The organism is Rhodococcus sp. LB1, from assembly GCF_001583455.1.
Lineage (GTDB): Bacteria > Actinomycetota > Actinomycetes > Mycobacteriales > Mycobacteriaceae > Rhodococcus_F > Rhodococcus_F opacus.
On record NZ_LTCZ01000443.1, the window covers coordinates 17,619 to 36,562 of the forward strand.

At 60.2% G+C, this 18,944-nt stretch carries 16 protein-coding genes; 6 read left to right on the plus strand and 10 right to left on the minus strand.

The window, feature by feature from the left end; genetic code table 11:
* The first annotated feature begins 40 nt into the window (after positions 1 to 40).
* Positions 41 to 1,039: an MBL fold metallo-hydrolase gene (locus AZG88_RS48735; protein ID WP_156517795.1), complete on the plus strand. Its 999-nt coding sequence runs from the start codon at positions 41 to 43 to the stop codon at positions 1,037 to 1,039.
* A 105-nt stretch (positions 1,040 to 1,144) separates the two neighbouring features.
* Positions 1,145 to 2,281, plus strand: a complete 1,137-nt coding sequence (locus tag AZG88_RS48740; RefSeq protein WP_061701570.1) for an FAD-dependent monooxygenase — start codon at positions 1,145 to 1,147, stop codon at positions 2,279 to 2,281.
* Between the two features lie 130 nt (positions 2,282 to 2,411).
* On the opposite strand, the gene AZG88_RS55945 is transcribed toward AZG88_RS48740, so the two are convergent.
* Positions 2,412 to 2,969, minus strand: a complete 558-nt coding sequence (locus tag AZG88_RS55945; protein ID WP_442971778.1) for a flavin reductase family protein — start codon at positions 2,967 to 2,969, stop codon at positions 2,412 to 2,414.
* A gap of 86 nt (positions 2,970 to 3,055) precedes the next feature.
* On the opposite strand from AZG88_RS55945, the gene AZG88_RS48745 reads away from it, so the two are divergent.
* Positions 3,056 to 3,979 carry an NADP-dependent oxidoreductase gene (locus tag AZG88_RS48745; RefSeq protein WP_061701571.1) on the plus strand — a complete coding sequence of 308 codons (924 nt, stop codon included), beginning with the start codon at positions 3,056 to 3,058 and terminating at the stop codon, positions 3,977 to 3,979.
* A gap of 568 nt (positions 3,980 to 4,547) precedes the next feature.
* Here AZG88_RS48745 and AZG88_RS48750 read toward each other — a convergent pair.
* Positions 4,548 to 6,299, minus strand: coding sequence for a nuclear transport factor 2 family protein (locus AZG88_RS48750; RefSeq protein WP_061701572.1), 1,752 nt, complete (start codon positions 6,297 to 6,299; stop codon positions 4,548 to 4,550).
* 206 nt (positions 6,300 to 6,505) lie between these two features.
* Positions 6,506 to 7,303: an SDR family NAD(P)-dependent oxidoreductase gene (locus AZG88_RS48755; protein WP_082833674.1), complete on the minus strand. Its 798-nt coding sequence runs from the start codon at positions 7,301 to 7,303 to the stop codon at positions 6,506 to 6,508.
* A gap of 279 nt (positions 7,304 to 7,582) precedes the next feature.
* Between AZG88_RS48755 and AZG88_RS48760 the strand changes: the two genes are divergently transcribed.
* Together AZG88_RS48760 and AZG88_RS48765 are read left to right on the plus strand one after the other, a co-directional pair.
* Positions 7,583 to 8,875 carry a cytochrome P450 gene (locus tag AZG88_RS48760; protein ID WP_156517797.1) on the plus strand — a complete coding sequence of 431 codons (1,293 nt, stop codon included), beginning with the start codon at positions 7,583 to 7,585 and terminating at the stop codon, positions 8,873 to 8,875.
* A gap of 82 nt (positions 8,876 to 8,957) precedes the next feature.
* A complete protein-coding gene (locus tag AZG88_RS48765) occupies positions 8,958 to 9,182 on the plus strand; it encodes a hypothetical protein (RefSeq protein ID WP_061701575.1) in 225 nt (74 codons plus the stop codon).
* Positions 9,183 to 9,234: 52 nt separating this feature from the next.
* On the opposite strand, the gene AZG88_RS54890 is transcribed toward AZG88_RS48765, so the two are convergent.
* Together AZG88_RS54890 and AZG88_RS54895 are read right to left on the minus strand one after the other, a co-directional pair.
* Positions 9,235 to 9,549 (minus strand): FCD domain-containing protein, encoded by a 315-nt coding sequence (locus tag AZG88_RS54890; protein ID WP_231914486.1) that lies wholly within the window; start codon positions 9,547 to 9,549, stop codon positions 9,235 to 9,237.
* Between the two features lie 4 nt (positions 9,550 to 9,553).
* Entirely contained in the window at positions 9,554 to 9,874 is a 321-nt protein-coding gene (locus AZG88_RS54895; protein WP_231914487.1) for a GntR family transcriptional regulator, read from the minus strand.
* 824 nt (positions 9,875 to 10,698) lie between these two features.
* Between AZG88_RS54895 and AZG88_RS48775 the strand changes: the two genes are divergently transcribed.
* Positions 10,699 to 11,493: an SDR family NAD(P)-dependent oxidoreductase gene (locus AZG88_RS48775; RefSeq protein WP_197488056.1), complete on the plus strand. Its 795-nt coding sequence runs from the start codon at positions 10,699 to 10,701 to the stop codon at positions 11,491 to 11,493.
* Positions 11,494 to 12,456: 963 nt separating this feature from the next.
* Here AZG88_RS48775 and AZG88_RS48780 read toward each other — a convergent pair.
* From AZG88_RS48780 to AZG88_RS54900, 5 genes are all read right to left on the minus strand, one after another.
* Positions 12,457 to 13,449 carry a phosphotriesterase family protein gene (locus AZG88_RS48780; protein ID WP_061701578.1) on the minus strand — a complete coding sequence of 331 codons (993 nt, stop codon included), beginning with the start codon at positions 13,447 to 13,449 and terminating at the stop codon, positions 12,457 to 12,459.
* A gap of 89 nt (positions 13,450 to 13,538) precedes the next feature.
* Positions 13,539 to 14,915, minus strand: a complete 1,377-nt coding sequence (locus tag AZG88_RS48785) for an MFS transporter (protein WP_061701579.1) — start codon at positions 14,913 to 14,915, stop codon at positions 13,539 to 13,541.
* Between the two features lie 1,072 nt (positions 14,916 to 15,987).
* Complete coding sequence (locus tag AZG88_RS48790; RefSeq protein WP_063886971.1) at positions 15,988 to 17,367, minus strand: LLM class flavin-dependent oxidoreductase; 1,380 nt, start codon at positions 17,365 to 17,367, stop codon at positions 15,988 to 15,990.
* A 50-nt stretch (positions 17,368 to 17,417) separates the two neighbouring features.
* Positions 17,418 to 17,960 carry a nuclear transport factor 2 family protein gene (locus AZG88_RS48795; protein ID WP_063886972.1) on the minus strand — a complete coding sequence of 181 codons (543 nt, stop codon included), beginning with the start codon at positions 17,958 to 17,960 and terminating at the stop codon, positions 17,418 to 17,420.
* Between the two features lie 460 nt (positions 17,961 to 18,420).
* Positions 18,421 to 18,660: a hypothetical protein gene (locus AZG88_RS54900; protein ID WP_061701584.1), complete on the minus strand. Its 240-nt coding sequence runs from the start codon at positions 18,658 to 18,660 to the stop codon at positions 18,421 to 18,423.
* Between the last annotated feature and the right edge of the window lie 284 nt (positions 18,661 to 18,944).

Genomic DNA, 18,944 nt, shown 5'->3' on the forward strand with positions numbered 1-18,944 from the left:
CCGTAAATCAACCGCCGTTTTCGACCTAAGGACGGGCACTGTGAACAAGTCAGCGGACGAAGAGCAGGAAGCTGCTGTTCCAATTCCAGATGTCGGCTTTCTGTACGACGAAAAGTCATCGATCGAGCCTGAACGGCGTGCGATGCCGCCGCAGCGAATCGGTGACGCGGTAGTCGAGAAGGTCTATGAGATTGATGGGCTGACCATGCCCTTCTTGCACTTGTTCGCAAACGTCGACGACGAGGACATTCAACGAGCGCAGCCATGGGTTCCGGACCCGCACCTCAACGGCTCGGTGGCCGAGAGTCGATGCAATTTCAGCTGGCATACCTATGTCATCAAGGCCCACGACGAAGTAATTCTCGTCGACACAGGACACGGAAATGACAAGCAGCGTCCCGACTTCATCCCTTCGGACGTGATCGATACTGACTTCCTGTCCAGACTCAACAGCATCGGGGTCGAACGCGAAAATGTGACCATGGTGCTGTGTACGCACATGCACTACGACCACGTCGGCTGGAACACTATCCAGAGGCAGGGACGGTGGGTGCCTACATTTCCGAATGCTAGGTACCTCTTCCCCCGCAAAGATTATGAATGGCAGCTCGAGGAGACCAAGACCCTCCCGAATCCGGCCTTTGACGAAAGCGTCGTCCCGGTGGCTTCGGCTGGGCAGCTCGATCTTGTCGATCCCGGTGACGTAATCTACGACTCCGAGGGCATCAAATTGTGGATCGAGGACGGTGCAGGTCACACTCCCGGGAGTATCATCATCCGGCTTGAGAGCAAGGGTGAAACCGCTTCGTTCGTCGGCGACGTCATTCACCATCCTGTCCAGGTATTCCGACCGGACATGAGAATGCCCTTCGAACCGCTACTGCAAATGTCGATCGACGCGCGTACGAAGATGCTTGCCGAGGTTGCCGATACCGGAACGATCATCTTTCCCGCGCACTTCAACTTCACGTCCGGCGGGCGGGTCTTCACCGACGCAGACAACGGCGGCTACCGCTGGGAATTCGTCCCCGAAGACTGACCCGGTCGCGTTTCTCGAAATCCAGGAACCGTCCTCCCCCGCCGATGACCAGCGAGGCAGGGATTCGACCGTCGGGCCCGCATGTTCGAACTATGGAGAAAAATCATGAAGGAAAATTCGTCGTCGTCCGACATCCGTACCGTGTTGATCGTCGGCGGTGGAGTTGCAGGACTGACAGCCGCAGCCGCACTGGGAGCACGCGGAATCACCGTTGATGTGATCGACCTGAAAAAAGGTGCGGAGGGAAGCGGACTAGGGATTCAGAACCGAGGCGTCGACGCTCTGGACGCCGTCGGCGCCCTGGACGACGTCGTTGCCGCCGGCGCTGCCCACAAGAAAGCGCCGCTTCGCTTCTATGACTCCGAGGGAACCCTGGTTTTCGATCCCAGCCCGCCACCGCGCGAAGACGGCAAGCCGTCGTACATCATCGTGTATCGGCCGCTGCTGGCGCAGATTCTCACAGCGCGTGCCAAGTCCGCAGGTGTGTCGGTACGCATTGGACTGAGCATCTCGTCGTTGACGCAACACGAAGACCGCGTGGAAGTGGACTTCACCGACGGCACCTCCGGCAGCTACGACCTCGTGGTCGGCGCTGACGGCCTACGCTCATCCGTTCGATCGATCGTCTTCGGCGACGAGGTTAAGCCGGTCTCGACCGGAACGATCAGCCTTAGGTGGGTCCCGCGTGGCATCGCGCGAATCGGGGAAGCCGGGTTCTACTACGGGGACGACACGGAGATGGTTGTGATCCCCATGCACGACGACATGACGTATGTCAGTGTCCAGCATCCCGACGACCGCAAGCTGAACGATCACGAAGCGCGACTTCTGCTGCGCAAGAAGCTCAGTCAGTTCTCTGTGCCGCTGTTGACGGAACTCCACCGCAATCTTGCCGAAGACGAGCACGTTCTGGTTCGCCGTTACGAGTCGCTGCTGGTCCCAAGCCCCTGGCACCGTGGGCGCGTCGTCCTGATCGGCGATGCCGCACACGCGACAACGGCGCACCTTGGATCGGGCGGTGTGATGGCCCTAGAGGACGCCGTTGTCCTTGCGGAGGAGCTCGCCGCGCCGGGCACGGTCGAGAGCCGTCTCGACGCGTTCGAGCGACGGCGCTTCGAACGCTGCCGGACGGTGGTCGAGACCAGCGTGCAGCTGTCCGATATGCAGAAGGCTGGCGCAAATGCCACTGAGATGGGTGCCGCGCGTGGCCCGGCAATGGAAGTCCTGGCACAATCCTACTGACCACGTCCGGTGGGCTCGCCGCGATAGGGAGCCCACCGGGCAGTCGCCTGCGCGGCGTGGGATGCCTCGCAGAACTGGGACTTGACCACCTGAGATCGGGGAAACGTTTTACCGACCTCAGGTGGTGTAGTCACCGGCCGATCGCCGAGAATTCACCTCGAAAGAAGATCAACGCGTCCCGCTCCGACCTGGCCTTTAATGTCAATACCGAACCCACGGCAATGAAATGGTCACCGGCAACGTGTTCGGCAGACAGTTCGCAATCAATCTGTGCAACAGCGTCTTCGAATACTGGGCCGCAATCTCCATCTATAGTTGGGATTCCCCCGAACCGGTCGATTCCGCGAGCTGCGAAGGCGCGCACAGCACTTTCGTGGTGTCCAGCCATCACGTTGATACAGAACCTTCGTGTCGCTCTTATCTCGGGCCAAGTAGTCGACGACTTCGCAGGGCAGAATGCCACGAGTGGAGGTGTAAGCGAGACGGATGTTATCGAGTTGCACGCCATACCAATTGGCCCATCGGGTCCATTTGCCGTCACCACCGACACCCCAGTTGGTAGGTGTCCGAGCACATCACGGAACTTGACCGCATCGATGAATTGGTTTTCAGGAATTCTCATACGCATGAAGAATACGGACGACCGTAGCTGTCGACAGAGACAAAGGTCTCGCGCAACCTTCACCATTCCGCGCTTGGCGTCTCAGTCCACGATCCACTGTGCGAACGGCCGATGCGTCGCTGGGGCGCAACTAGCTCGAAGGAGGAGAGTTTATGCCGTACAGGGCTCAGTACTCGAAGTTCGGTGGCCCCGAAGTCATCGAGATCGTTGAGGTGCCAAAGGACGGTCCCGGTGCCGGTGAAGTAAGCGTCCGGGTGGTTGCCGCTGGGCTGAACCCTGTGGACTACAAAACGATCGATCGATCCGCGTGGATGATCCCTGTCTCGTTGCCGGCAGGCGTCGGCAACGATCTCGCAGGAGTCGTCGACGCCGTCGGTGATGGGGTGACGCGTTTCGCCGTCGGCGATGCCGTGTACGGGCGAGCACCGCAAGCCGCCCTCGCGGAATTCGCCGTCACGCCGGCTTCGAACCTACTCCCGAAGCCGGCGGGCCTCTCGTTCGTCACAGCGAGCGCATTGCCCACAGCTGGTCGGGCTGCAGCAGTAGCTGTCAGGACACTCGGTCTCACAGCACGCGACACGGTGCTCGTCAGTTCGGCTGCAGGTGGCGTCGGAATCATCGCCGCTCAGCTCGCAAAACTCAGCGGTGCCGTTGTTGTTGGTTCGGCGAGCAACCGCAACCACGAGTTACTTTCCGGTCTGGGAGTCCTGCCAGTGATGTATGGCGAGGGTCTCGTCGACCGAATCACAACCGTTGCTCCCCAGGGCATTACTGCTGCACTCGATACGCACGGAGTCGAGACCATAGATGCTGCAATTGCGTTGGGCGTTCCGAAAGAGCGGATTGTGACAGTTGCGGCGCACGGAGACGACACGCGAGGAACAGTCGCCGTGAGAAGCATGAACGCGACGTCGGATGACGTCACCTCTCTAGTACGCGCCGTGGCTGAGGGCGATGTGGTGCTTCCAATAGAGACTGTGCACGGCCTTGATGAGCTTGTCACCGCATACACGACGCTCCGTATGGGCCATGTTCGAGGCAAGATCGTCGTGGTGGTCTCCTCGCGAAAGAACTAGATCAAGCCCCGATCCGTCGTCGCATAACACCCGGGAGCCGTGTACTCGCTTGGCACGTTGAGCCGGCGGCTTCTGGCGTTATGTTGAGATTCAGGATTCGACCAATCGTTCCTCAGCACATGAAATATCGATGGTCCGAGTCGTCACCTCGCCACAGGTCTAGGAGATATCCCAGATGCCGTTGCTCATCATTCACGCTGTGATTGCGATCGCCAGCCTACTGACACCCCGTTGCGCCACCGCGTCGATCCAACGGATCCTCACAAGTATCGGCGTCGCACGAGCCAACGCAAGATGGCTTGTCATAACGGCCAGCGCAGAACCAGATCCCCCTAACCAATGTTCGATGAGAGAAGTTCCGGCCGCGTCGAACTGAACGTACTGTCAGGACGGCCCTAACCTGACCGCATGTTCAAGCAAAATTGCTGTCCGTAATTCTTCAAGCCCTCAATGGCTCTCGCCATCAGCAAGAGTAGTTACCAAAGTCCTCGCCTGCCCAACAGGTGCAGGAATATCGATGAGTTCAGGTGCACCAGTCTCCACCGATCCAACGAGATTCGAAGTCCTTTCAAAGACCGACCGTGCCAAGGATGGCCTTCACCGTTTCAAGTGCCTTCTTCAAGGCCTCAGCGCTATCGACCTCAATCCATACGGAGATCGGGGTGGTTGTGGCGACGGTTTCCGCACCACCCGACAATGATTCGACGCGAAGAAGACGGACATCGAACGTGAACGGAAGCTCTTTGAGATCCGGCAAGATCCGCATGACGTCGTCGTACGAGACAGCGGAGGCCGGAGCGGGTGGGGTGTACTGGGAGACGATCCGCCCGTCGTAGTCGAATCCCGCAATAGTCGGTCGAATACCCAGGGCGGCGTCGAACCAGCTTCTGATGGGGTTGCTTCCGTAGAGACGAACCGAGGCGTCGTGGATCGTCGACGTCATTCGCCCGTTTACCTCAAGGACCATCGGACCATCACTGCTGAGCTTGAGTTCTGTGTGGCTCCAACCGTTCTGCACGCCCAGCGCGCGGACAGCTGCAAGGGCGACTCGCTCGCACTCTCTCCTGACCTCGGGGTCGAGGAGGGAGGGGACGATATCGCCGGTCGAGCGAAAGGGCGGCGCGAGCGGTGACTTGTCCATCACACCGAAAAGCTGGGTTTCTCCGTCGAATGTCATCGTCTGCACGGAGACACAGTCGCTGAGCCAGCTACCGAGGGGATGGTGACCACCGGAGATCTCCGCTTCGAGCAGCCATCGGCCCTCAGCAGAGTCGAGTGCGACACGCGCGTCGTCGAGATTCTCGACCCGGGTGACTCCCGTGCTGCCCCATCCTCGACTCGGTTTAACGATCATAGGACCCCGCGCCAAGCTGGGCGGGATGTGCTGCCACCAGTGCGAGTCAGAGGGGTCAATCTCGATCCACTCAGGCTGGGGAACGCCGCCATTCTGCAGCGCCTGTCGCTGCAGCACCTTCTCACTGATTGTGTCGGCTACGTCAGGAGAGTGATAGTGCGTCAGGCCCAGGTTGGCTGCGATCCGGCTGGTCTCCCGCAATGTCGTGTCCCCGATGCTGGTTATCCCTGAACAGTGAGCAATTCGATGGGGCTCGCGAATGACATCCTCGAGAAGCTGGACGTTCAGTCCGCGTTCCCGGAACTCGTTGTAGGCCTCTGCGTCCCATGGCGATCGCATACTGAAGATAAAAAGGTACTCGAAGTCGCCTGCTGCAAGGTCCAACAGCATCTCGATCGGGCCCATATAGAAGAAATAGTCAACGAGCGCAAGGACAGGTTTTGCCATCGAAGCCCTGGGGCTCTGCGCCAGGTTCGTTTGCGCGCTGACGCCAAGCGGAGCGTCGACTAGGTAGTCGGTCATATTCTGTCCTGACAACCACGTAAATTCCTCTTCGAGTAGCTCGATCAGCCAGGTCGAGTGCTCGCGGTGCAGTGTCCAACGATAGACGCCGCCCATGTAGCTGTGCTCGGCCGTGCATTCAAGTGAGGGACGGTGCACCGCGTGGAAGTATGAGGTCGCCGTTGCGCGGTCACCGTCGATCTCGATTGTCGTGTTCGATGTGACGTGGTGGGTGGCCTGGAAGTGTTTGAAGATGGGCGTTGCGAAGTCTGCTATCTCATTCTTTTTGACGCGGGAGCCGGCAATTACCATCGCGCCGTGGTCTGAGAAGAGATCGGTGAGGCCGACGAAGTTCTGCTCGTCGATCGCACGTGCGTGCAAGTTCAGTAGGTCTTGGATCAGTTCCCGATCGATGAGCCACTGGACTTGCTCTTCCAAGGTCAGCGGGGATGTCGGCCGAATCATTGGCCCTCCTGGTTGTCGGACGAGTAGTAAGCAATGGGACGGACGCTGCCGCTCATTGACGTGTAGGGTGCCCAAGTAGCGCTGAGCTGGCGGGATTGTAGACCGACCTTTTGGCAGCGATGAGTGCTGCCGGACGTAAGTTCCGGGACCCGACACTCCCACCGCGGACTGTTCGTTCGAGATGATGGTCAAGTGAGTTCGAGCGCTCAATCCGTGAATGTGTCGCCGCCACCGATGTACAACACTTGGCCGGTGAAAAAGCCGGCGCCAGGACTGCACGCGTACGCCACACCCTCGGCTATGTCTTCTGGTAGGCCGGGTCGTGGTACGCACTGGGGTTCAATCAATGGAGCCATCGCCTCTTCCAGCGTTTGCCCCTCCCCCACAAGACCTTGAATCTGACGTGTTGCAATTGGTCCCGGCATGATCGTGTTTGCAGTGATCCCATGCGGACCGCCTTCCCTGGCGAGCACCCGCGTCAGGCCGATCACGCCCGATTTCGCTGCAATGTATGCAGCTGAGCTGAATTGCCCAATTTTGACGGTTCCCGACGATACCGTCGAAATACGCCCGAACCGGTGCTTCTTCATTCTGGGCAGCACGTCTTGACACGTGACGAACGTGGCGTCGAGGTTGACTGCGAGTATCTGTCGCCACCGGTCCAACGTCATGCTGTCGAAGTCGACGGGTGGGTAGGTACCGGCCATGTTGACCAATACCTCGATGCTGCCGAACTGAGCTTCGAAATCGTCGAATGCCTCGTGGACCTGCGCTGGGTCCGTGACGTCGACGGTATAGGCACGGCTGACGTAGCCTCGCTCCGTCAAACGCCCAGCCGCGTCTTCCACCGCGTCACCGTTGATATCTACGAGCCCAACCACGGCCCCCTCCTGTGCCAGCCTGAGAGCCGACGCATATCCGAGACCGTCAGCACCTCCCGTTACGAGCACATGCTGGCCGTCAAACCTATTCATTCCTACATCCTTCCCAATGCAAGGCCCCATTGCCTAGCCGTGACGCCTCGGACGGTCCCCGCCCGAATCAGTAACTAGGGACGAAAACCTGAGCGCAACAATCCCGGTGGTACGGCCAGCCGGATTCGGCGGCTCGTCGGGCGACGGTCAAACGAGTATGCAGGAACAACAGTCAAGCACGACGGAACATTTGTCCCTCGTCGCTTCCACCACACTCGCGCACCATTGTGATGGCCGACATCCCCTGATGGAAACCGCAGCGGCGACGGTCCTGTAAACCGCATTGTGCCGAACCGACTGGAGACAAACTTGTCCGAGCTAACCTCGCCCGCGCCAATCCTCGAAGACTTCGACCTCCTGTCTCCGGACTACTTGAACGATCCGATGGCAGCACTCTACGATGTACGTCAGCGGACGCCCATCTTCTACGTGCCCGAACTGAATTGTTGGATTCCGACTCGCTACAGGGACATCGAGACAGTCTTACGGGATGCAACAACCTTCTCGTCGGCGAGTGCGCAGATTCCTCCATTGAGCCCGAGCCTTGAGAAGTTGGTGCCAAAGGAGGATGAACAGATCGTCCGTCAACTATTCGCCAATCAGCTTGTTTTCAACGACCCGCCTCAGCACAACGTCGAACGGCGTTCTGCGCAGCGGACATTTAATCGCAAGCAAGTCGATATTGTTGTCCCTGCTATCGAGAAGATTTGTGACGAGCTGATAGATGGCTTTGCAGCGCGAGGATCGGCAGACCTGATGGAGTCTTTCGCTCGACGCTTCTCGATCCGTGTCGTCGGTACCATGCTCGGTCTCGACGTGAACGATCTGGATCGGTTCCAACGCATGGTGGATAGCTTCTTCGCACTGATGGCACCTGCCGGCGCGGATGCTAAGTACTTGCATTCGAATGACAATCAGATCGCCGACAGTTTCGCCGGCTTGGTGGAGGGATACCACCATTTCGCTCGAATCGTCGACGAGCGGAGAGCGTGTCCCGGAGACGACATGGCGTCGTCGATGATCCAGCTGAAGGATGACGACGGAAACTCGGTAATGACAACCGCACAAATTCTCGCGCATATGGTGGGGATCGTCGCAGCAGGCACGGATACTACTTCCAACCTGATCTGTTCGATGGTATATCGCCTGACCTTAGAGACAGAAGTGCGAGATGCCGCAATTGCAGACCCCACCCTGTGGCCCGCGGTAGTCGAGGAGTGTCTGCGCCGGGAGTCGCCAGGTGACAAAGCATTGAGAACCGTCACTCGCGACACCGAACTTGCCGGATACACGATCCCTCAAGGCTCGGCCGTCCTTGTCCTGTTCGCCGCGGCCAACGGAGACCCCGACGTCTTCGATAATCCATTGCGGCTCGACCTCCGCCGGCCCGAGATCAAGGAAAGTCGCCACTTCGGCGCAGGTCGGCACAACTGTCTCGGTGCGCCGATCGTACGCCCAGAGGCCAATATCGCCATGAGACGGCTATACACCCGGTTGCCGGGACTCACGGCATCCCTTGAGACTCCGCCGGATTTCGAGCACTCGATGATGCGTGCGCGGCGTTCGCTTCCGGTCAGGTGGAGAATCGACAGTTCCGTCTAACATCGACCGCGCTGACGAGCGGAACTCTTCGGGCAAGCTCTCGATCGTGTGTCCGCGCCTTTCCGAGGCCCATACAGGACTCATGCGGGTAGGCGCCGTCGCCACCGACACACGGACGACGCAGGGCCCCAATCGGTTCACGGAACGAGTCTCGAGTATGCAGTGCCTCCGCGACGGCCAGGACATGGTCGTCGCCGTCGGGGACGTCGAGCTCCGCGCGCACGCCGATGCGCACTTCGACGCTCGCTCGGGCGACGACGTGACCGTTGTCCTGGACCCAGCGTGGACCGTTGCCCTGTGGTCGTAGCTGCCGTGGGTCGTCACCGTTCTTCCTGTGTGGCGTCCAGAGTGGATGAGGGCTAGTCGGCCGGTGGGGTGAACTTCAGCTGAAGCGCCCGCCGGGCCGACGACAGATGATGCCGCATCGCCGCCGCGGCGGCCTCCGGGTTGTGAGTGACGATCGCGGCGAGGATGGCCTCGTGCTCCCTGACGGAGTCGGTCCGCGGCTGCTCGCGGTCCGCGTCGCGGTACTGCTGCATGACGAGCGGGTACAGCAGGCTGTCTACGAACCTGGTAAGAGTGGCCTGCCGCGCCGCCCGCGTGACCTGTTCGTGGAACCTCCGGTTGAGATTCCAGTACTCCTCGCGCCCACTCGGTACCTGCCAGTCCCACATACGCTTACAGGAGCGCTGCCTCCATCACCGCCCGGGTTTCCAGTATCTCGACCGCCTCGTCCACCGAGAACGAGCGAGTGCGAGCGCTGCGGTTCGCCTCGGCGGTGACGTAGCCCTCCTGCGCGAGGCGCGCGAGCACCGAACGGATCGTCCCGCGCGAGACCTGGAGCTGCGTGGTCAGCTTCGATTCAGTGAGGCGTAAGTCCGGTTCGTAGTGACCGGAGAGGATCAATGCGCGCAGATCGTGGTAAGCCTGCGACGTCCGGTTGGCCCCCGAATCGGGGCCGCCGTCGTTGCCCGGGCCCGTGCCCGTAGCTAGCACCATGGTGTGTCACCTCGAGAAGTCGTGGATCAGAGCGGCGACATAACGACGAAGCAATTCGTTCACTTCTTTGCAAAGGTCGAGAACGAGACCGCTGTCGCACGCGGCGACCGGTTTGTCACCCGCAGGGGCCGGTGGACGCGCACGGGCAAGTCGCCGGGAGCGATAGACACCTTCGTCATCTGAGCATCCTTCGTGATGTTGTTGTCAAACATCACGCGTCGCGTGCGGAACGTCCAATGCGAAGACGGTTCGGGAGCAACAAGCTTCCCTTCCTCAATCCATATCGTCCGTACCGACGAACACTATTGCCGCGCGACTCAAACTGTACAGCCGACGAGAACCTCCTTGGAGGTGGTGTGCTGCAGCTCCTATCAGCGCCAGAGGGCCCTACCGGCCCGCTGACGTCCCTCGACGCTGGGACGGGCAGGCTCAGGGCCTATCTAGTCAGATTGCGTGGACTTGCATCCGCCGCCGGAGACGGTGAAATGCAAGTTGCCGAAAACGTGGATGCGATGTGCTGGACTGGTAGTCCTTGTGGCTCCGGCGGTCCGGCGTGACGATTCCAGTCACGAATACACGTTCTACCCCGTCCCGAACAGAAACAATCGTTTCTTGCTCGACCCACCGCTTCCAAGCCGCACGACCGGTTCAAAGGACTTGGGAACGGCCGCATCTGCCACACAAGTACGGGCTCGGAACAACTTGGTGCGGTGTAACATTGCCTTGCGCCTCGTCGGTTGCCCACTGTCGGCCGCGGCGTCAACACCGCGGCCGGATTGATCGGATCGCGCACTATCACTTCACTCGACCGAAAGTAGAAAAAGATGTCCTCCTCTGTCCCCGAGACGAACGGATCGATGCAACGGTTCGCCGGCAAAGTCGTAGTTATAACCGGCGCCGGAGGAGGTCAGGGCCAAGTCGCCGCCGTGAGATTTGCTGAAGAGGGCGCCGTCGTTGTTGGTGCTGACATCAAGGCAGAGGGATTTCGCGAAACACAGGCGATGGTAGCTGCCGCTGGAGGGACCATGACCGGTAGCGGGACGCTGGACCTGACCCAATCCGCGGATGTTACGGCTTGGATTGACGAGGCAGCGCGAGAACACGGCGGTATCGATATCGTGTACAACAACGCAGGCGCTTTCCGCCTCGGGGGGGCGGCTACCCTGTCCCCGGAGGACTGGCTGTGGACAATTGATCGCGAACTGAACCAGGTCTTTTACGTCACTCGTGCTGCGTGGCCTCACTTGGTCGCCCGCGGAGGAGGCGTGATTGTCAATATCGGCTCGACAGCCGGTATTGTGTCCCTCAACACCGGCATTGGTTTGGCACACGGTGCGGCGAAGGGCGCAGTCATTTCTATGACTCAAGACCTTGCGAACGAGGGTGGCCCTCACAATATTCGAGCAGTTTGCATCAGCCCGGGCTCGGTGGAGTCACCATCTACAGCACACTTCTTTGCTGATCCGGTCACTCGGAAGTCGATGTTGAACCCTCAGATCATAAAGCGCCTAGGTACCCCCGCCGATATCGTCGAAGCGGCGCTTTATGTCGCATCCGATTCGGCCGGTTTTCTGACGGGTTCGAACATCGTCATCGACGGCGGCTACACATCGCTGTGACCCGCGACACGGATCCCCAGCTTCGCGCGAGGAGAAGAGTATTTGGATCAGCTTGCTGATCCTCCTAGCCTCCATTTGCGTAACTTTCGGCGCTGACAGGTACATGTTCAGCATGTCCGACCGACGTCGGGGAACGAGCTTTGCATGCCTTCACATGATGGATCCGAAACGGTGTGATCGATGTTTCGGCCATCACCTCATGCAGCGAGGGACTGGTCCCGTCGACGGCACCTTGGATCGGGCCACGTCGGACAGATCCGAGTCACGGAACTCGTTGAATTTGCAGTGTGAGTACTGAACGTCTTCACCCGTCCGGGGCAACCAACGAGGGCGGGTCTCCTTCGATGCTGTTGGGCTCTGCCTACTATCGGCCACTCGAAGGAGACCTGCATGCGTGGGATCCTGGGCGATTTCGATGACCCGGGCGCGCGACACCGTCGGCTTCGACTGGTCAGCCGCAGACTCGGGCGCAAAGACGGGAACCTGACGGTTCGACTGGGTAGCCACCAGTAGGTCATCACGCCACCTGTTGGATCACCCACAGCGCCCCAGGCAACAGCCCACCTCGGACCCGTACCAGATAGCAGTCGATGACCTGCGTCAACTCCGGCGGCGCATCGCTGGTGACCGCACTACCCCCTGCAACGTGCCGAACGTGCCTTCGCATCCCGCCGTATCGTTCATCATGCCGCGCCAAGGTGACGGTACAACCACCCCGAACGATGCTGCGGTCATCGGCCGTTTGGTGCTTATTGATCGCAAACCGCACTGGCGCCGGGGTAGAGATCTCGTCACCGAACTACTCTGAGTCCGCTTGCGCCGACGTCGTATCTGACCGAATTCGGGTGATCGTCGTCGTCGCCGGATTGTTGAGATACTTCTCGTCCCGGAACGGGGCTCGATAATGCGGAATGTTCGCTCAGCGGCGTTCAACGCATGACACGACATCGGCATCATTCGTGGTCAGTAAGAGCCCTGTCCTGTCGTCTCGAAGATCCGTCTCGGATTGAGAACTGTCATCAAGTAGATTTCCTCCTTCGTCACCCCTCTCGCAGCAAGGTCTGGGATGACGACCTCCGAAAAGAACGTTTTTCTGTACGAGTCGTTCATGAATTGCGGTGGAATATAGTCGGCGAAGGACGAGTGGTCATGGGAAACGACGATCTTGTCGGCGTGCCCACGTTTTACCAGCTCGACGAGCAGGTCCACCTTTATGTCGTCAGCTAGGAGCGGCAGACCGAAGGTATCAAATCCAGCGAACGAACCATGGGACAGTATCTCTTCTACGTACGCGAGGTCTCCACCGGAAACTGTATCGCAATGGCCAATGATCACCCGCGACAGATCAACTCCTTCCTCCTCGAAGATTCGCTGTTGATCTATCCCATTCTGCTTAATACTGGTGTGGGTCGTGATTGGCACACCCGTGCGGCGATGGGCGCGAGCGACCGCGCGCAGCCCTCTCTCGACGCCGACTGTCAGTCCGGCATGAGCCGCGGCGACTTTCAGAATTGCTGCTCGGACCCCGGTACCCCCTATCCCCTCTTCAATGTCCCGAACGAAGAATTCCGTCATGGCCTCCGGCCCCTCGATTAGAGCGCCTGGTCCAAAAAGCCGGAAGTAGCTCGGGAGGTCAGCCAGCGCGTAGACGCCCGTCGCGACAAGGATGTTTGTATCAACTTCGGCGGCGACCCGTGCAACTCGTTCGATGTCGCGTCCATGGCCGATAACGCTGACATCCGTGATTGTCTGCACTCCTGCCTTTCCGAGAGTCTTGAGATCATCAATCGCCTGAGAAACGCGTCGCTCCTCATCCCCCAATGTCTCGGGCCAGTTCTTGTTGACCTCGGTATCACACAGGAAGATGTGTTCGTGCATGAGGGTGAAACCGAGCTCGGACGACGGGACTGTATCTCCACGTGCGGTGGGCACCTCGACCGTGGCACTTGGTTGCATAGCGTCTCCTTGATGGGTAAGGCGCCGTAGCCCGAATAGGCAGGGCCGGAACGGCTGGCGGGGTTAGAGCAACTGTCGATTCGTGCTGCCTAACGAGTCATCGTGATCCCAATCGTTTCTTGGGCTTCGGCGGCACGGGCAGCGTGATCGCCTCCATCTGGAGCTTCGGCCTCGCGCAAACCTAGTGTGCACAGGATGCCGAACACGGCGAGTGCGGCGGCGTATAGCGCGACTCCCCAGGACGCGCCGCCGAGGCCGGCGACAATCGCTGACGCCACCAGAGGTGAGATCCCACCGCCAAGCACCGTCGCGAGCTGATACGCGATTGAAAACCCGCTGTAGCGGATCCGCGGTGGGAAGAGCTCGGCAAAGAACGTTCCTACTACGCCTCCGTAGGCGCCCATGCCCACGCTCATGACCCCGACCGCCAGCAGCACAAGGCCCATCACTTGAGTGTCCAGCAAGAGATAGAACGGGAAGGCCCATACCGAGCAAATGCTGAATCCCACCAGAATAATTCGTCGGCGACCGAAGCGGTCGGCGAGACGGCCCGATACTAGGTACGCGATGACGAGTATCGAATTCGTGACGAACGAAATGAAGAGTCCGGTCGACTGAGCCATCCCCAGCGAGCTGGTCAGGTAGCTCACCGTGAAGGTGAGGAGGAGGAACCCGACGCCCGTATTTGCGAGGGTGGCACCGGCGACCAATAGGACTACTCGCTTGTGGTGACGAAGCACTTCCACCAGGGGTATGCGAACCGTCGAGTCCTTCTCGGCCACATCGGTGAATTCGGGCGTTTCTTCAAGCTTGAGTCTGACGTAGTAACCGACCACGATGACGACTATCGAAAGGAGGAAGGGAAGGCGCCACCCCCATGCCTCAAACGACTCGGGAGACATGAAGAGCGAAGCCAGTAGAAAGACGACGGACGCAAGCATTCCACCGATGGCGCCGCCCGCGAAGACGAATGCGCCACGTGTGGCACGGCGGTGTTTGGGTGTGTGCTCGAGTACCACGAGTACCGCTCCACCGAGTTCGCCGCCGGCAGCAAACCCCTGCAGTAGCCGCAGGAGCACGAGGAGGACAGGTGCGGCCAGCCCGACTTGAGCATAGGTCGGCAGCGCACCGATGAGTACGGTAGCTCCACCCATCAGCAGCAACGAGACCTGCAGTGTCTTCTTGCGTCCAATCCGGTCACCAAAGTGCGCGAAAACGATACCGCCCAATGGACGCGAGATGAACCCGGCAGCGAACGTCGCGAACGACGCCAGTGTCCCTGCCACCGGGGAGAAGTCCGGGAAGAACAGGTTTCCAAAAACGAGTGCCGCAGCGTAACCATAGATTACGAAGTCGAAGACTTCGATTATTGTGCCCACCATGGAGGCGGCCACGGCCCGGCGCTGGGTCTGCGACGAGGATCGAGCTGAGTTCGCCTTCAGGGAAATCGAATCCGCGCTTGTCATATCGCTCTCCTAGAGTCCCTATGGCGCCAACGCGGGACTAACAGTGTGTTGGCGTGGCCCGCCCCTGGAGAGCTAGTTAGTCGCTCCAGATGCAAGGGCAGGCGGCATGCTCGAACATGCCTTGAGTGGTCGAGACTGGCCGCTCACTTGATGTGATGCGGGTCATACGATCGACAGCGATTATTCGGCGTAAACAGGTTCGCTGCGAGAAACTTTTGTTCCTCTCAACCTCCGCCCACGACCCGAGCCAGTGGTGTTCGATGGTCAACTAGCAACGTCGTCGAGGTGTCGTTGGTACGCAATCACCAGCGCCCCTTCACAGAGGTCGTCCCGAGTTGAACAAGGCGATGCGAACCAAGCGTTCGACTGAATCACTTGATCATAAGGGGGACTGCCTACCGACGGCACGCAGGAGCTGGACCAGGGTGCTATCAGCGGTTTCAGATACTGGTCGCAACAACTCCGGATTGAAGGACGTTGCGGGTGGACGACGACTCGACTTCAGGACGCAATGTTTGGCGCTATTGATCCCTGGAGTTGGCCGTACGAGGTGGCCAAGGCGATGGGGTCGACCTGCATCGACTGGCAGTGGTGATTGCAGCGCTGCAATGCCCTACTCAATTCTGGCGGCTACGACGCCGACGCGCAGGCGCACGTCGTGGGGTTCGCGATTCGATCACATCTGGGGTCGCCGTCTCGGCAACCCGGATGGTCGCGCGACAATCACGGACGTTCATGGGCGCGAGCGGAGTCCGGAGCGGATGGCCACTTGGCAGCTGCATCCGCACCGCCACTAGTGGGCACGTCCGCCCACGCGACCCATCTACCGGGACCGATAGATCTTGATCTCGTCGCAAATGTCGGGATTCACCCGAGCGTGCCGGCAACGCGACATCGAACGCAACACCGGGTATCGGTGGCGACAGAGAACCGAGGACTATCGCCTGTGCGGTTGGTTAGACAGGCGCAGTGGACGGACGGCACCGAATCGCCGCGCTGCGGGCGGCGAAGCACCGGATCCGCAATCTATATGTGAAGTAGGGGCCGGGGCCAGTACGCTCCCGTAGGTAGTTCAGACGCTCTGGACCGTGCTCGCGTGCGAGGGACGCCGGAGGCCCAGGTTGTCGCGCAGTGTGGTTCCTGCGTACTCGTGGTGGAATGAACCTCTGCGCTGCAGTTCGGGCACAACGTGTTCGGCGAGCACGTCGAGTGAACCACGAAGATCGGTGAAGACGAGGTTGAAGCCATCTGAGGCTTCGGTGTTCACCCATTCTTCGATATGATCGGCCAGAGCGTCTGCCGAGAACGCGACAGCGCCGACGCGTGCTGCCAGTTGCGTAGCTTGCCTCAGGGTCAGGTTGTCTTTGCGGATCATGGAAAGCATGTGCGCCTGGATACCCTGCGTGCCTTGCTCTGAGACTGGAATCTCGGGTACGGGCTCGTCCAATGGGTAGACACTCAAGTCGTGGAACAGGAATCCGGAAAGGGTCTCGAGTCCTGGCACAGGGTCAACAAGACTGTCCAGCAGGGCCATACGCTCGTCAGCCTCGGCCTGCGTGCGCCCGACTATCAGCGCAATGTTGGATAAGATCTTGATGTCGTCGCGATCGCGACCGGCCGCCACCGCTGCATCTTTCATTTCGCGATAGAAGGTGCGCGCCTGTTCGATATCCTGCTGAGGATTGATGACGATCTCGGCGTACTGGGCGGCGAAGGCCTTCCCCGCCGGCGAGGTTCCTGCCTGTGCGATCACGGGGTGACCTTGTGGGGGACGTGCCACCGTCAAGGGACCAGCGACCGAATAGGCGGGGCCCTGGTGGTCGAGAACACGAAGCTTGTCGGCGTCGTGAAAGATACCGGACTCACGGTCTCGAACGAATGCGTCGTCTTCCCAGCTGTCCCAGAGACCTTGGGCGACGTCGACGAACTCTGCGGCGCGTTCGTAGCGACGTTCGCGATCGAGTTCGATTCCCCCGAAGTTTGGCCCCTCTGCCGGATTTCCCGACGTTACAACGTTCCACCCGGCCCTACCCGACGACAGGTGATCGAGCGAGGCATACTTGCGTGCCAGATGATAAGGCTCGTTGTATGTGGTGTTTCCGGTGAGTATCAAACCGAGTCGTTCGGTAACGACCGACAGCGCGGCGCAGAGCGTGAAGGGTTCGAAACTCACGTTGCTGCCGAGTCGCGCAAGTGTTTCCGGGCTGCGCTGCCACAGAGCTAGGGAGTCCGCGAGGAAGAGCCCGTGCAACTTGGCCCGCTCTGCCGTTTCCGCGGCCTCCTTGATCGCCTCGAAGTTCATTGCCGCATTCTCTGGCGCGTCGGGATCTCTCCACGCCGATATGTGGGACCCACCGAGGTGCATGTAGCAGAGCAGAAGTATTGCCTGACGTGAACTCACATTGTTCTCCTGGGAAACATCGGTAAGTAGGGGTATTCGCTCACGAACCATATTGATAGGAGGAGAAGAATCCTTTCAGCGATCGGATGCCGGTCAATCGATCACTGCTTCTGGCGTGCAAGCGTTTCCGGACGTCGGATCCCTCGGGACGCTTCATCGCCACGTGTGGCGCGGTAGCAGTCCGGATGAAACGGAATGTCCTCAGCGACTGGATCGATCCGACTGGGTTGATGGACGACCAGGCGGTGGGCGATCCGCCACTCATTGTTACGCTTCTCGAATCGATCACTGTACTGACCGAACCCGAACCCGTCGACCAGCGGCCGTCCGTCGCGCGGGGGTTGGCGGTGCCGGGTGATGACCGACGTTTCCACGTAGGCGACGTCGCTTGCCGTGAAGTCATACTCCTGATTCCCTAGGAAATGCGTGGTGGCAATATCCGCAGGAACGATCTGCTTCAGTACCTCAATCATCCCGTCGACGTCGCCGACATAGAACCCATGGTCGTCGACGGCGTCGTCGTGGAAGCACGATCGAACGAGTTCCCAGTCGAGCCGGTCAACCCCACGCGCGAATCGCATTGATACGGAGCGAATTTCGGCTTCGTCAATCAGCCGCTGAACGGCTGCTTCATCGAGACTCATGGAACGGATGCTATTCCACCGAATGGACCTGACACTGAAACAAAAGTCACAGAGCGATACTGTTTGGTGTCGAACACCGTGTGTGGCCCAGAAACTCACAAACCGCTCCCCGTGGGGCACGCTCGGCCCGTCGCAGTGTTCCGCAACGAGACCGCCCCGGCGCGGGAGCCCAGCACGGTGACCGTAGCAGTTTCTAGGCGGCACTTGCACCGGTACTCAGTGGTGGGACTGGACCGTGCTGTTGCGCGGCGCCAGGTGGGCGGCCACCTGGTACGCCCGCCGTCCGTTGTTCGGTCAGGTCGAAGTCACCGGGGGCGTCTGATCGGTGACCTCGCGCACGCCACGCCACGCCCGGCCGCATCCGTGGTCGGGTCACCCGCGTTCGTGTGGCCGCCGACCGATACCAGCGCGATCCTGACATCCCGCACTCGCCATGGACGCAGATCCCGGGGACCCGCCACTATCGCGAGGTCACGCCGCACCGCACTTCTTCGCCGGTGTCACCCCACCGACCAGCCCCTGCACTGTCGCCGACGGCGTTCGCGAGATAGGGATCTTGGTTGACCTGGACCTGGACGATGTGCCGCCGCCACCGCTGCGGCCGAGCCTGGTCCCCGGGTCCGTATCCGTACACAGCACCGACCTGTGGGTGGCTGACCGCGAACTCCCCCTCGTCGTCCTTCTCGACGCCGACTGCCATGTCGCCGACACACTTGCCGGGCAGATCTTCGACAACCCTCCCGTCCGGACCCGGTCCGTGTGGGCGCACGCGGGCGGGTGCTGGGTGGGTGGCTGGGACGGGATCTACCACTGCAACCTGGACGGCACCGTGAGCAAGGTCAGCGATGCGCCAATTCGAGATCGGTGCCGCTCACGGCGATGTCGTGCTCGCCGTTGCGGTGCCGAGCCGTAATGGCGGAGCTGGTGCTGGTTCGACTGGGTTGGCCTCCGTTGCGGCGCAGTACTAGCCTCGATCTTTCCTGA